17 protein-coding genes and 2 tRNA genes are annotated in these 14,166 nt (G+C 50.7%); all 19 read left to right on the top strand.

Features of this window, described 5'->3' with window-relative positions; genetic code table 11:
- Positions 1–165: 165 nt before the first annotated feature.
- On the top strand, positions 166–726 hold the full coding sequence (folE, locus tag EDM54_RS14695) for a GTP cyclohydrolase I FolE (RefSeq protein WP_003387096.1): 561 nt from the start codon (positions 166–168) through the stop codon (positions 724–726).
- 67 nt (positions 727–793) lie between these two features.
- Positions 794–870, top strand: a tRNA-Pro gene (locus EDM54_RS14690).
- Between the two features lie 263 nt (positions 871–1,133).
- Positions 1,134–1,412: a hypothetical protein gene (locus EDM54_RS14685; RefSeq protein ID WP_003387095.1), complete on the top strand. Its 279-nt coding sequence runs from the start codon at positions 1,134–1,136 to the stop codon at positions 1,410–1,412.
- A 296-nt stretch (positions 1,413–1,708) separates the two neighbouring features.
- Positions 1,709–2,980 carry an MFS transporter gene (locus EDM54_RS14680; protein ID WP_122958397.1) on the top strand — a complete coding sequence of 424 codons (1,272 nt, stop codon included), beginning with the start codon at positions 1,709–1,711 and terminating at the stop codon, positions 2,978–2,980.
- A 274-nt stretch (positions 2,981–3,254) separates the two neighbouring features.
- Positions 3,255–3,331: transfer RNA gene (locus EDM54_RS14675), tRNA-Pro, on the top strand.
- A gap of 156 nt (positions 3,332–3,487) precedes the next feature.
- On the top strand, positions 3,488–4,162 hold the full coding sequence (locus EDM54_RS14670; RefSeq protein ID WP_003387093.1) for a lytic transglycosylase domain-containing protein: 675 nt from the start codon (positions 3,488–3,490) through the stop codon (positions 4,160–4,162).
- 40 nt (positions 4,163–4,202) lie between these two features.
- Positions 4,203–4,445, top strand: a complete 243-nt coding sequence (mtrB, locus tag EDM54_RS14665; RefSeq protein WP_003387092.1) for a trp RNA-binding attenuation protein MtrB — start codon at positions 4,203–4,205, stop codon at positions 4,443–4,445.
- A 43-nt stretch (positions 4,446–4,488) separates the two neighbouring features.
- Positions 4,489–5,004, top strand: coding sequence for a hypothetical protein (locus EDM54_RS14660; RefSeq protein WP_003387091.1), 516 nt, complete (start codon positions 4,489–4,491; stop codon positions 5,002–5,004).
- Between the two features lie 103 nt (positions 5,005–5,107).
- Positions 5,108–5,941 carry a heptaprenyl diphosphate synthase component 1 gene (locus EDM54_RS14655; protein WP_003387089.1) on the top strand — a complete coding sequence of 278 codons (834 nt, stop codon included), beginning with the start codon at positions 5,108–5,110 and terminating at the stop codon, positions 5,939–5,941.
- On the top strand, positions 5,941–6,666 hold the full coding sequence (locus EDM54_RS14650) for a demethylmenaquinone methyltransferase (RefSeq protein WP_003387088.1): 726 nt from the start codon (positions 5,941–5,943) through the stop codon (positions 6,664–6,666). The genes EDM54_RS14655 and EDM54_RS14650 overlap by 1 nt, the downstream gene beginning before the upstream one ends.
- 42 nt (positions 6,667–6,708) lie before the next feature.
- Positions 6,709–7,578 (top strand): UbiA-like polyprenyltransferase, encoded by an 870-nt coding sequence (locus EDM54_RS14645; protein WP_003387086.1) that lies wholly within the window; start codon positions 6,709–6,711, stop codon positions 7,576–7,578.
- On the top strand, positions 7,575–8,171 hold the full coding sequence (locus EDM54_RS14640) for a UbiX family flavin prenyltransferase (protein WP_024984992.1): 597 nt from the start codon (positions 7,575–7,577) through the stop codon (positions 8,169–8,171). Before EDM54_RS14645 ends, EDM54_RS14640 begins: the two co-directional genes overlap by 4 nt.
- A gap of 4 nt (positions 8,172–8,175) precedes the next feature.
- Positions 8,176–9,027 carry a menaquinone biosynthesis protein gene (locus EDM54_RS14635; RefSeq protein ID WP_024984993.1) on the top strand — a complete coding sequence of 284 codons (852 nt, stop codon included), beginning with the start codon at positions 8,176–8,178 and terminating at the stop codon, positions 9,025–9,027.
- 19 nt (positions 9,028–9,046) lie between these two features.
- Positions 9,047–10,012 carry a polyprenyl synthetase family protein gene (locus tag EDM54_RS14630; protein ID WP_003387083.1) on the top strand — a complete coding sequence of 322 codons (966 nt, stop codon included), beginning with the start codon at positions 9,047–9,049 and terminating at the stop codon, positions 10,010–10,012.
- Positions 10,013–10,115: 103 nt separating this feature from the next.
- The gene (ndk, locus tag EDM54_RS14625; protein WP_003387082.1) at positions 10,116–10,559 is read left to right on the top strand and encodes a nucleoside-diphosphate kinase; all 444 of its coding nucleotides are present in this window, start codon (positions 10,116–10,118) and stop codon (positions 10,557–10,559) included.
- Between the two features lie 150 nt (positions 10,560–10,709).
- The gene (locus EDM54_RS14620; RefSeq protein WP_003387081.1) at positions 10,710–11,483 is read left to right on the top strand and encodes a CheR family methyltransferase; all 774 of its coding nucleotides are present in this window, start codon (positions 10,710–10,712) and stop codon (positions 11,481–11,483) included.
- Positions 11,484–11,556: 73 nt separating this feature from the next.
- The gene (locus EDM54_RS26505) at positions 11,557–11,724 is read left to right on the top strand and encodes a hypothetical protein (protein ID WP_170208335.1); all 168 of its coding nucleotides are present in this window, start codon (positions 11,557–11,559) and stop codon (positions 11,722–11,724) included.
- 181 nt (positions 11,725–11,905) lie between these two features.
- Entirely contained in the window at positions 11,906–13,066 is a 1,161-nt protein-coding gene (gene aroC / locus EDM54_RS14615) for a chorismate synthase (RefSeq protein WP_003387080.1), read from the top strand.
- Entirely contained in the window at positions 13,066–14,166 is a 1,101-nt protein-coding gene (gene aroB, locus EDM54_RS14610; RefSeq protein ID WP_122958396.1) for a 3-dehydroquinate synthase, read from the top strand. Before aroC ends, aroB begins: the two co-directional genes overlap by 1 nt.

The raw sequence follows: 14,166 nt of genomic DNA, 5'->3' as shown, positions 1-14,166 counted from the left end.
CTGCTAAAGTTTCACTTACATAAAATCCACATTGAATAAATGTGGATTTTTTTACGTTTTATGCCTTTTTCGGTCAAAGTGTTTCTCAAGCACAGTTCGTTTTGTCTTTTCTGGGCTAATGTGGTAAGATGGGCTTGTTTCGCTGTGTGAGGAGGAGGTACGAGAATGAACGTCGATTTGGAAAAGATTCAGACTGCCGTTCGAATGATACTCGAAGCGATCGGTGAAAATCCGGACCGGGAAGGTCTGCTGGATACACCGAAGCGCGTAGCGAAGATGTACGCAGAGGCATTCGAAGGCCTTGGCATAGATGAAGAGAAGTATTTTGAGACGGTTTTCAGCGAAGACCATGAGGAAATGGTGCTTGTAAAGGATATTCCGTTTTACTCCATGTGCGAACACCACCTGGTTCCGTTTTTTGGCAAGGCGCATGTTGCCTATATTCCCCGCGGAGGTCGTGTCGTAGGATTGAGCAAGCTGGCTCGCGCCGTCGAGACTGTCGCTCGCAGGCCGCAGCTTCAGGAGCGCATTACGGCTCATGTAGCGGATGCGATCGTTCGCAAGCTGGACCCTCACGGAGTAGTTGTCGTCGTCGAAGCTGAGCATATGTGCATGACGATGCGCGGAGTGAAAAAGCCAGGCTCCAAAACAGTCACCTCGGCTGTACGAGGAATCTTTGCAAATGACCCCGCGGCACGGGCAGAGGTATTCAGTCTGATCAAGTAGACGGATGCTGAACGGAAATTTTTTCTTGACAATGTAATTAAAATTTTGTATAGTGATGATGTACAGTCGGGATGTGGCGCAGCCCGGTAGCGCGCACCCTTGGGGTGGGTGAGGTCCAGGGTTCAAATCCCTGCATTCCGACCATTCGTCAAAATCAGCGTCTTCACGCTTGATGCAGGTAACCAAGGTGCACAGCAGCGGCCCGTCGCCGCTTGAGATTATCTGTTGGAGTGAACGAGTGTACACACCGCGAAATAGAACGCTTCTCATTGATCAGTTCCGATCAATAGAGAGGTGTTTTTTGTTTTCGAGAAAGACAAATACATCGGAACATAGAAACCGGAACATAGAAACGAAAGCGACTCCTGGATTCTGGTATAATCAGAATCAAAGGGGGAGAGGAATGCATGCGTTTCAAAACAAGCTGTTCAAACTGCAATCATGCAGGCGGGTATAATATCCACCACTTGGTGGAGGTAGACGACTTATGGTGCCTTGCTTGTGAAAAGTGCGGGAATCGATTGCTCACCTTTTCTCCCGAGGAGCGACAGCAGATTATCCGCGGCATTCAGTTAACGGAAAGCTATGTGCCTGATACTATCGATGCTTACCGTCATATCGGTGTTGACCCACTGCCCTCCAGAGTTCGGTTTGGCGTCATTGCCTCCGAGGAAAATGAGGAGTAGGCCATCCAGGCAGTTAAAATGTTATTGGCACCAACCAGATCCAAAGTCAAAAGTAGTAGCATTCTGGTACGCTTCGGTCATTTCCCTCGCAGGAAGCCGAGTATGCCATTGAAAGAGAAAGGCTGTATACGTTGCCGTGAAAAACCTACTGAGCCCACGGAAATTCCGGGAGCCTGATCATTGTTGAGTGTAAACACTCTCCAATATTCAGGCTCCTTTTATGTTTTTATTAGGGCTGCAAAATGGGTTGAAAATTGATCCCCCATCAGCCCTAATAAACCGAAGGAGTGACGGAAGTGGGAGAGGTTTTTGGCAATCGGAATTTTCGGAGGTTGTTCTTTTCAAATTTATTTTCAGGATTTGGTCAGGGGATGACCATGATTGGGATCTCCTGGCATTTGGTTGAGTCGACAGGCTCAGCCAGCTTGCTTGGCTCTGCGATGCTTATCTCTTCAATATTGACGCTTCTCATCGGACCGTATTCAGGTACACTGATTGACCGCTTTTCGCGCAAGGCGATATTGCAAGTCGAACAGCTGGGAGGCTCTACTGTTTTAGCGCTTTTGACAGTATGGGGATTTTTCGGTGCCTACCATGAGTGGATGATGGTCCTCATTTTTTTGGCATCCACGTTTATGCTCCATATTCACGAACCGGCACAGGCTGCCTTCGTACAGGAAGCATTTGACCAAAAGCATTACAAGTCGATCAACTCCTTGCTGGAGATGGAAAACCAATCTGCTCTGGTCCTGGCTGGAGCATTTTCCGGGCTGCTTTTGGAGAGCTTTGGGTTGCAGGCGGTATTGCTGATTAACTCATTGACGTACTTGCTTGCCTTTCTGATGCAGTGGGGAATGGAGTATGCGTTTTCCACGGAACAACAGAAAGCAACGGCCCCTCGAACATCTTGGATGATGCAATTTCACCAAAGCTGGGTCTATATCAACGAAAGACGTGGTTTTCTGATTTTTGGCGTCTCGGCTCTGATGCCATTTCTAGCCGTGATGCTGGCAAATCTTCTGAACCCTATCTTTGTGAGCCAAGCATTGCAGAGCGATGTAAGGATCTATTCACTTGGGGAGGTTACCTATTCGATTGGAGCAGTGGTGGCAGGAGTGCTGGTTGTCTTGCTTTGCCGAAAATTCGGCGCATTTCCGTATATGGTTTTTACCTACGTGCTGATGGCGATCGCTCTTGTTTTGACAGTTGCCATGCCGAAAGCCTGGGTCTTTGTACTGCTATCTGCCCTATTAGGCTGGTGCAATGTCTCGACCCGGCTTATCCGGCAAACTTTGTATATGGAGCTGGTGCCAAATCGATTTATGGGGAGGGTAATCAGCTTCTTCAGATCGGTCGGTACGTTGATGAGGCTGCTGCTGCTCGCTTTGTTCACCGTCATGCTTGATTACACCGGGGCAGCGGCAGGTTACCTCGTACTTGCTGGCCTATTGCTGATGGCGGCGCTAGGAATAGCCTTTTCTATGGGCAAATTGATGCGGTCGGCAGCCGGTTTGGATAAAGTCAGCAGTGAGCAAGAGCGGGGAGGCAAAACCAAGCAAGTACAATAGGCAAAAGCAGTGATGCCCGCTCATCTGAGTTGAATGAGTCTTCAAGGTGATTTTCTGATTGCATTCAAGGCGGGGTATCGTATTGCTGTAAAAAGAGCTCTGTTCAAAAAACCTAGCCCGTCCGCACTTTTTCATATTATGGCGGGCTGGTTTTTTTCTTGCGAAGGTGAGTAAATGTATGATAAAATAAGTCCTGAAAGCGTGGAATGTCAAGTTCAAAAACTTTCAAGTTTGCTGTGATTGGATATTTCCGAATATACGCTTGAATGATTTTCGGGATGTGGCGCAGCCCGGTAGCGCGCACCCTTGGGGTGGGTGAGGTCCAGGGTTCAAATCCCTGCATTCCGACCATACACACAGCGAGCAGCTCGTTGTGAAAAGAAGCCTCTGATTGTGTATCGATCAGTCAGGCTTCTTTTTTTCTGTCAGTCAAAATGCCTCTTGGCTTCCTTATTTTTCTTCCCTATAATATGATAGAAGAATGACAAGCAGAAAGGTTGTTCACTGATGAAGATGTCACTGCCTATCCAACCCTATCTGTCGGCAATGAACAGGTATGATCTGAGCGAAAGCGAGCCTGCTTCTTATGTGCCTTCAGCAGAGATGCCTTTTTCTGAAGTGCTTCAAGCGGAACTAGCAAATGGTCAAAGGGTTATTCGGGCCGAGCAGATATTGGCCGAGCTAGACGGATCAACAGACTGGGATTTTACTGATGCTTCTGATACATATACAACCGGATCGAGCAGTCAAACACCGCAGAACGTGCAGGGAATATTGGACAAAATTAGCCGAGTCGCCCGTTCGTACGGCGTCGATGAAAATCTGGTTCGGGAGGTCGTTCGCGCAGAATCGAACTTCAATCCCAACGCAGTCTCTCGTGCTGGAGCCAAAGGCTTGATGCAGCTGATGGATGCCACGGCCAAGTCCTTGCATGTGCGAAACGTCTATAATCCGGACGACAATTTGGCCGGGGGAACAAAGTACTTGCGCGGCCTGCTTGACCGTTACGATGGCAACGTGAAGGTCGCTCTGGCTGCCTACAATGCCGGCCCCGGACGGATCAGCCGCCTGGGCATTGATACGGATGATGAGCTAGAGCAAAAGTACGAGCTTCTTCCACAGGAGACCCAGAGGTATGTTGACAAGATCATGAAACGCTTGGAACCAGGCGGGACATCCTAGAAACGAAAAACTACGGAATTGCCAGTTAGGAGGAACTTAGGTGGCACAAACACCGAATGGGCAGCAAGAATATTTTGTGGTGAAGGCAAAAGAAAACGGGGTCCACGTGATCGGTTTGACAAGAGGCTCCGATACCCGTTTCCATCATACGGAGAAATTGGACAAGGGCGAGGTCATGCTGGCCCAGTTTACCGAGCACACCTCCGCGATCAAGGTAAGAGGAAAAGCCGTGATCTATACGCATCACGGGATTATCGATACGTCGGATGAAAAGCAGGCATAGCCTGCTTTTTTTATTTGTACAATGGTGGTGAGGAGGGATGTCTATGCCGCGCAGACTGTTTGTCGCCATCGCTATGTCCGCGTTCCTGGCCGCCATGTTGTCATGGGTTCCGACATTGTCCTGGAAACAGGAGGATGTGCCTGCTTTTCAAGCCGCCAGACCAGTAGAGCTGAGTGAACAAAATGTAGTGGATTTATTTACATTCATGACGACTCATTATAATATTAAGCGTGTAAAATGGGAAAATCCGTCGGTTTTTGTCGATCTGGCGGTGAGTCCAAAAGACCGGATAGATGCAAATCGGGTGTTTCATGATTTTTACGCAGTAACGTACGATCTCTTTCGATTGACCGGCAATGTGGAGCATGTATATTTTCGGCTGCTGGAAAAAGAAGAGGTAGAGAACACGAGCAAACTGCTTGTAGCCATCGAAGCGAATCGTCCGGATCGAGCAGCCTACTTCGTCTCACCGACGGATGTGGAGGATTATGAGACGCACGTCAAGACAAGATTCCCGGTGCGGGTAGAGCCTTATTTTTACGAGAGAGTTAGTCCTTGACGGGTGAAGTATGGTATGATGGTAGGGATGGTATTTTGCCGACACTCGGTAAAAGCATGAAACCGAACGGAACAGGTAATGACCAGGTTGTGGAGGAGGACGCATGAGCAAAGAAAAAAACCCATTCATCGACGAGATCCGTGCCATTATCGATCAGATCTACCAGCGAATATCCATTTCCTATGTGGAACAATACGTAGACGTACCGGCCATAGCTGAGAATCGGCTAGCGCTGTTGTACCTCTTTTTATTGAACCGGGGAATAGGCAAGGAACGCGCACGGACGTTCTCAATTACAACCGGCCTCATGCAATTAGGATTGGACATGCATGAAACTGTCAAAAATGCTTATGGCGATACACTTGTGGAAGAACGGAACAGGCAATTAACGGTTTTGGCAGGCGATTATTACAGCAGCCGTTACTACCAGTTGCTCGCTCATGCCGGTGAAGTAGAAGCCATTCGCGTCTTGGCGGATGCGATTCAGCATGTAAACGAGGCCAAGATGAAGCTTTATTTGGCAGATAAAGAGGGAAAATTGTCCTCCGAAGCGTATTTGGAGCTGCGAACTGTCATTGATACGGGCTTGTACGTCGCGATGGTTGACAAGTATGCCGAATCGGAGGAAGAACGCCGCTTCTGGACGTCGCTCCTAAAGGACACGTCAACGGTGGAAAGCATGATAAACGAATGGGAACAATTAAAGTGGCAAGACCAGGTTCCTGCCGGCTTTGCCCGTTTTTTGCTGCAAAAACCAGGGGCGACACTAGCCCAGGTACTGGCCGGGATTGAAACAAAAGCGACTGAACTGATCAACATGTGCGAACAGCTATTGCGTACCCTTCATCAGACTGAAGCCCAGGACGTGCTCGTTTGGTTTACATCTCGATATTCCCACCGCGTGAATCGTCTGAAACGGGTTATTGAGGAGATGTGATGGAAGTGAACGAGATGCAGATGAGAGAAAAAGCACAGCACGTGCACAGCGTGTTTGAAAGCATCGCGCAAGAGTACGACAAGATGAACAATGTCATCAGCTTTGGCAGCCACGTTGCCTGGCGCAACTATACGATGAAGCGAATGAATATCCAACCGGGCCAAACGGCGATTGATGTGGCTTGCGGCACGGGTGACTGGACGATCGCATTAGCGGATGCCGTTGGCAAGGATGGTCGTGTCGTCGGACTTGATTTCAGCCAGAATATGCTGGATGTAGGCGCATACAAGGTTGCGCAGAGGGGCGTGGGCGGAATCGTGCAACTGGTAAACGGTGACGCCATGAAGCTGCCGTACGAGGATAACTCCTTTGACTTTGCAACGATTGGCTTTGCGCTGCGGAACGTCCCTGATATCCAAACCGTGTTGAAAGAAATGGCTCGAGTGGTCAAGCCTGGGGGCAAAGTCGTGTCGTTGGAGGTGTCCAAGCCTCCTTTTTATCCGTATCGCCAGCTTTTCTATTTGTATTTCTACAAAATCTTGCCATTGATTGCGAAATGGACAGTTAACAAGTATGAGGAGTACGCCTGGCTGCCACAGTCACTGACGAATTTTCCCGATAGCCGAGAGCTTGCCCGCATGTTTCAGCAGGCAGGCCTTGACCCGGTTGAGGTGAAATTGTTCATGGGTGGAGTGGCTGCACTGCATATCGGGACCAAGCCCTGATCAATCATCGGGTATCTCTTCAGTGGATAGGAAGTGTATTTTGTGAGTCTCCGTAAATTAAAAATTATTTTGGAAATGATTAAATTCGAGCACTCTATTTTTGCGTTGCCGTTTGCTTTTATGGGTGCCGTATTGGGTAATATTGTAGTAGAGCAAACGTGGCCGACCTGGATGGAAATTTTATGGGTGACTGTCGCGATGGTAGGGGCACGAAGCGCGGCCATGTCGCTCAATCGGTTGATTGACCGGTTCATCGATGCGAAGAACCCGCGAACCGCGAACAGGGCGATTCCTGCCGGTTTGATCTCGATAGTAGAAGTTGTCGTCTTCATCGTCGTGTCTTTTGCTGTGTTGTTCTTTGCTGCCTTCCAGTTGAATTCACTTGCGGTAAAATTGTTGCCTTTAGCTGTTTTTGTACTCATTCTGTACTCCTATACGAAGCGCTTTACCTGGCTCTGCCATTTTGTGCTGGGTGTAGCGATCGGGTTTGGGCCTCTGGGCGGTTGGGTGGCAACGACAGGGCAGGTAGACGGCACCGGTCTTCTGCTGTTTATCAGCGTGCTGTTCTGGACAGCCGGCTTTGATATTATGTACGCTTGTCAGGACGCGGACTTTGACCGCAAGGAAGGTTTGTACTCCATGCCAAGCCGGTTTGGCATCAGCAAAGCGCTGCTGATTGCCAGAGGCTGCCACGTGATTACGTTCTTCGGCCTTTTGTCGCTGTACATGATCGCAGATTTGTCCATTTGGTTCCTGGTCGGCGTTTTGATCTCCGGGGCCATTCTGCTGTACGAACACAGCTTGGTGAAGCCGACGGATTTGTCCAAGCTTGACGTCGCCTTTTTCAATATGAACGGAATACTCAGCATGGTTATGTTTACTTTTACCATGCTTGATCTGGTGATATCATGAGTACACAAGCATGGGCTGTTGGAATCACAGGTGCTAGTGGTGCGATTTATGGCGTGAGACTGGTTCAGGAGCTCTTGAAGAGCGGGCATACCGTACACTTGATGGTGACGGAGGCAGGCTGGCAGGTGTTTCATGACGAACTGGACTGGAATACGGAAAACCGCGAAGGACTATTGGCGGAAAAGCTTCAGCAGGATTTTCCCGGAGAGCTTCGTTACTGGGGCTTGCGCGATTTTAATTGTCCCGCTGCGAGCGGATCGTACCGCTGCGAGGGGATGATTGTTGTGCCTTGTTCGATGGGAACTCTTTCCGGCATTGCGCACGGTGCCTCAGGCAACCTGCTTGAGCGTGTCGCAGATGTCATGTTGAAAGAAGGACGAAAGCTCGTACTCGTTCCCAGAGAAACGCCTTTGAACGCGATCCAGCTGGAGAACATGCTGCGATTGAGCAGGCTCGGTGTCAAGATATTGCCGGCCATGCCTGGTTTTTATCAAAAACCGCAGACGATGGATGACCTAGTCAATTTTGTCGTAGGCAAAGCATTGGACGCACTCGATGTGCCGCACGCTTTGTTTCGGCGCTGGGGGGAATAAGAATATGCAAAAGTCCTTGCGCATTGGACAAATCCTATACACCAACACCTTCCCTGTCACATTTCATTTTGACCAAGCCCGTTTTGAAGATCGGATTTCGTTTATCCGGCAGGTTCCTGCCCAGTTAAACGAGGCGATGGCCCGCGGCGAGATCGACCTTGGACCAATCTCTTCTTTCAGCTACGCAGAGCATGCGAAGGATTACCTGGTACTGCCGGACCTGTCCGTCAGCGCCAAAGGCCCAGTCGGCTCGATCTTTCTGTTCAGCAAAAAGCCGATCGAAGAGCTGAATGAGGCGCGAATTGCCTTGACCAATACGTCAGCTACTTCCATCAATTTGTTGAAAGTGATTCTGCAAAAGTTTTACGGGCTGCAAGTCTCTTACTCGATGCAAGCACCTGTACTTGAAGAAATGATGCTTGGTGCCGATGCGGCTCTCCTGATTGGAGACGATGCGATCAGGGCGATACGCCAGCGTGTTCCCTATATGATTTACGATCTAGGCGAACTTTGGTATCGCTTCACCGGATATTCCATGACCTTTGCTTTGTGGACAGTCCGCAAGGCGATTCTGGCCGAACATGCCGAATTGCTCAGCGAGGTGCACAATGCCTTTTTGGAGAGCAAACAGAAACATCTAAGCAATCCTGAACCGTTGATCGAGTACGTACATCAGCATTATGGCGGAGAAAAGGCTGATTGGCGCCAATACTTTCAAGGTCTGCAGCACGTTTTTGGCGATGAGCAAAGAACGGGGCTGGAGTACTACTATCGCTGCGCGGCGGAGCAGGGACTGCTTCCGGGACCGGTTACTGTGGAATTGTGGGAGAAGTCCGGACGGCAAAAACTACGTTGAACGAAAATAGGTGGAGCGGATGAACCTAGTCGATATATACTTTGAGATGAAAAAAGATGTGGAGTACATCGAAAATCAGTTGGAGCTGTCCATCGATACGGGAGTGCGGGAGCTGTATCAGTCGTCCACGCACCTGCTGAAGGCGGGAGGGAAGCGCATCCGTCCCGTATTTGTGTTGCTTGGTGGAAAGTGGGGGTCCTATGACGTGACCCGGCTCAAGTACGTGGCAGTTCCGCTCGAACTGATTCATATGGCCACGCTTGTGCACGACGATGTTGTCGACAATGCGGACAAGCGTAGAGGCCGGGATACGGTCAAAACAAAATGGGACAACAAAGTAGCGATGTACACCGGCGATTACATTCTTGCCCGGGCGCTGTCGATTGTGACGGAGCTGAAGATTCCTCAGCTCCACCAGATTTTGGCCAACGCGATCGTCGAAATGGTCAAGGGAGAGATCGAGCAGGTGCGGGCTCTGCACAGCTGGGATCAAAATTTCCGTATGTACCTGCGCAGAATCAAGCGCAAGACCGCTCTCTTGATCGCGATCAGCTGCCAGATGGGGGCGATTGCGAGCGGAGCGACAGAGGATCTCGTCCGCAGGATGTACTGGTACGGCTACAATGTCGGGATGGCTTTTCAAATCACGGATGACATCCTTGACTTTACCGGTACGGAAAAGCAATTGGGCAAGCCTGCGGGAAGCGATTTGCGCCAGGGCAACATTACCCTTCCCGCGATGTACACGGCTCATCACGGCATTGCTCGGGAACAGTTTCAAAAATGGATTCGGGAGGATACCTTCTGGAACCATGTGGACGAGGCGATCCAGCTGGTGAGAAAAGACGAAGGCATCGCTTTTTCGCAGAGGCTGGCGGAGCGCTATATCGCCAGAGCGCGCAGCATTATCGCCGACCTGCCGAACAATTCAACGAAAAAATCGCTGATCGGTGTGGCCGATTTTATTATCGATCGCAAATTTTAGCGTTTTTTGCTGAGGAGCAGGTTGATTGCCCCTCTATCTTTTGATAAAATTTCTGATGGTGTGTGAAATACCAATACATAGCTATACTGGAGGCAACCTTACGATGGAAAAAACGTTTCTGATGGTAAAACCTGATGGCGTACAACGCAACCTGATCGGAGAGATCGTTTCCCGCTTCGAGAAAAAAGGCTTCCAACTCGTTGGAGCAAAGCTGATGAATGTTAGCCGCGAGCTGGCTGAACAGCACTATGCTGAGCATAAAGAGCGCCCGTTCTTTGGTGAACTGGTTGACTTCATTACCTCCGGACCTGTATTCGCGATGGTATGGCAAGGCAACAACGTGATTTCCACCGCTCGTTCCATGATGGGCAAAACCAACCCTGCAGACGCTGCATCCGGAACAATCCGCGGCGACTTCGCAACTTCCGTTGGCATGAACATCATCCACGGTTCCGACTCTCCAGAAAGCGCTGAGCGCGAAATCGCTCTGTGGTTTGGCCAAGGAGAAGTTCTTTCCTACGAAAAGACGATCCAACGCTGGATCTAAGCTCTTGAACAAAGAGCAATCACGCAGATGGATAAAGACTCCGCTAAGGGGTCTTTTTCTTTTATTCGCGAATCTGCAACAAAATTCGGCAGGATTTTGTCAAAAAAACGCGAATCGCATGAGTAAGTCGTCGAAAGGGGATTTCGAAGTATGGAAGACAAGGATTTTCTCCAGTTCATCGCCAGCGTAAAAAAAATGACAGGAATTGACCTCGCACTCTACAAGGAAGCACAGATGAAACGGCGGCTTACTTCGCTCCGCTTGAAACGGGGTTATACGACATTCGCTCAGTACTTCGAGGCGATCGCAAAAGACAAAGAGCTGTTTTACGAGTTTCTCGATCGCATGACGATCAACGTGTCGGAGTTTTTTCGCAATCCGGGGCGTTGGGAAGTGCTTGAAAATAAGATCTTGCCCAGGCTGGTACGTCAGTCTCCGCGTCTGAAATGTTGGAGTGCCGCATGTTCGACGGGAGAAGAGCCTTACACACTGTCGCTCTTGCTGCTGCGCCATCGCTGGGACGCTTCGGTGCTGGCATCGGATATTGACGAAGGAGCGATCGCAAAAGCAAAGCAAGGGGTTTATACAGAAAGAGCCTTGCAGGATTGTCCAAAAGATTTGCTGGACAAATATTTTCAAAAGGACAGCTTGAGCTACCGCATTTCAGATGAAGTAAAAAAACGCGTGAATTTCCGCAAGCACAACCTTCTGGCCGATACGTTCGAATCCGGGTTTGACCTGATCATTTGCCGCAATGTGATGATCTACTTTACGGAAGAGGCCAAGCATGAGCTTTACCACAAATTCAGCCGTGCCCTAAAGCCTGGCGGCGTCCTGTTCGTCGGCAGCACGGAGCAGATTTTTCAGCCGCAGCAGTACCAGTTTGAAACAGAGGATACATTCTTTTACCGAAAATTAGGGTAAAAGGAGCCGAGCGGGTATATCCATGCTGTTTTTTCCCAACACTATGAATAACAAGCCGATAGGGAGGAAGCAGATGGATAAGCATAAGGTCATCGAGGCATATCGAAGAGGCTTGATCACTCTCCAGGAGTGCGGTCAAATTCTTGGTGCGGAAAAAACGCAGGTGGATGACCTCGTCCGCGCAGATCATAGCCGGCGTTCGGTTCCTTCGAATCCTTTGTTTTTGGCTGATTATTACTAAACTGGACGTGACAGCAGACGCTTCTCCGAAAAGAGAAGCGTTTTGTCTAGATTCAGAAAGTTTCCCACTTTTGTATTTCCTCGGGGTAATAGGTATGATATTATAACGCTTAAAAGTGATAAAGGACAGCGCCCCCGTTCGGGAAAAGAAAGTGCTGCCTGGAGGATGGAGGAAGCGAGAGATGCGTTATTTGACAGCAGGGGAATCGCACGGGCCGCAATTGACGGCGATAATCGAAGGGATTCCAAGCAACCTGCCGTTCTCTGTCGAGGCGATCAATGAACAATTGGCGAGACGGCAAAAAGGTCACGGTCGAGGCCGAAGAATGCAAATTGAAAAGGACCAGGTGAAGGTACTCTCCGGTGTCAGACACGGTTATACAACCGGGGCTCCGATCACGCTGGTCGTCGAAAATAAAGACTGGGCCCACTGGCAGGGCATCATGAGTGTCGAGCCGGTCGAGGGTGCTGAAGAAAAACGCCGTGTTTCCCGGCCGCGCCCTGGTCATGCAGACCTGAATGGAGCGATCAAGTACCATCAGCGCGATATGCGCAATATTCTGGAGCGGTCCAGCGCCCGTGAGACGACGATTCGTGTCGCTGTCGGGGCGGTAGCCAGACAATTGCTGGAGGCGTTCGGCATTCGCGTTGGCGGACAGGTGCTGCAGATCGGCAATGTCGTTGCCAAAAGAATCGATCTTCCTCTGGAAGAGCTGATTGCCCGCACGGAAGAATCCCCTGTTCGCTGTCTCGATGAGGAGGCTGCACAGCTGATGATGGCTGCGATCGATCAGGCGAAGCAGGACGGAGATTCGCTGGGCGGAATCGTCGAGGTGATCGTCGATGGCGTTCCGGTCGGCCTGGGCAGCCATGTTCAATGGGATCGAAAGCTCGATGGCCGTTTGGCGCAGGCAGTCATGAGCATCCAGGCGTTCAAAGGCGTCGAAATCGGGATCGGATTCGAAGCAGCAGGACGGCCGGGATCGCAGGTTCATGATGAAATCGTCTGGAGCGAAGAGACCGGATACAGCCGAAAATCCAATCGGGCAGGGGGGCTGGAAGGCGGCATGACGACCGGAATGCCTGTCGTGGTGCGTGGCGTCATGAAGCCGATTCCGACCCTGTACAAGCCGTTGATGAGCGTTGACATTGATAGCCGCGAAGCGTTTTCAGCCAGCATCGAGCGCTCCGACAGCTGCGCGGTCCCGGCCGCGAGCGTAGTGGCTGAAGCAGTGGTCGCTTGGGAAATCGCGTCGGCGATGTGCGAGAAGTTCCCATCCGATTCGCTCGATGACATGCTGGAAAACGTCCGCCAATACCGTGCTTATACGGAGAAATTCTGATGAATAGAGAAATCTTGCGAGTAGAACTGGGCGAACGCTCGTATCCGATCGTCATCGGCGACGGCCTCTTGCAGCAGGCGGGGCCCATGCTGCGGGAGGCGGGGCTGGCCCCGACGTCCAAGTTATTCGTGGTTACGGATGAAAACGTGGCACTGCTTTATCAGCAAACGCTGAAAACCGCCTTGGAAGCGGAGGGATACGCTGTCCATTCCTTTGTGATTGCGTCCGGAGAGCAGTCAAAAAGCCTCGCCGTGTATGAAGCAGTGATGACCGCAGCGATTTCTGCCGGATTGGACCGCAAATCGGCTGTCCTCGCCCTTGGCGGCGGGGTAGTAGGTGATTTGGCAGGCTTTGTCGCTGCGACTTACATGCGCGGCATCGCTTTTGTCCAAGTGCCGACAACACTTTTGGCGCACGACAGCTCTGTCGGAGGAAAGGTAGCGATCAACCATCCCCTCGGGAAAAATCTGATCGGCGCCTTTCACCAGCCGCGGCTCGTTCTATACGACACATCCACAATCCGCTCGTTGCCGGAGAGGGAACGTGCTGCCGGTTTTGCGGAGGTGCTCAAGCACGGTTTGATTGCCGACGAGACGTTTGTTTCCTGGCTGGAGGCAAACGCAGAAAAGCTTTGGCAGCTAGATTCTGAATTGTTGAGCAAAGCGATTTATCGCGGCTGTGAGGTGAAAGCGAACATCGTTTCGGCAGATGAAACCGAGCAGAATCAGCGGGCGCTGCTTAATCTGGGGCATACGTTCGGGCATGCCTTTGAAGCCCTCTGCGAGTATTCGACGCTCAATCACGGCGAAGCGATCTCAATCGGGATGTGCCTCGCAGCGAAGGTGGCGGAGCGCATGGGGATTGCGCAGGCAGGCGTTCACGATCGTACCCGGAGGCTTCTGCGGCAGTATCAATTGCCGACAGAATGGCCGCACAAGCTCGATCCGGCAAAGGTGTTGGAAGTGATGAAGCGCGATAAAAAGGCTGTCGGCGGCAAACTGGCGCTTGTTTTGCCGCGGGCTATCGGCGCCGTAGAATTGTTTTCTCAGGTAGACGAAGAACTTATCTTGTCAGTCATGAATGAAGAATCGGGGGCGTAA

The sequence above is a fragment of the Brevibacillus borstelensis genome (assembly GCF_003710865.1).
Lineage (GTDB): Bacteria > Bacillota > Bacilli > Brevibacillales > Brevibacillaceae > Brevibacillus > Brevibacillus borstelensis.
Note: the sequence above shows the minus strand (reverse complement) of the source record. Positions and strands in the feature narration are given on the sequence as shown.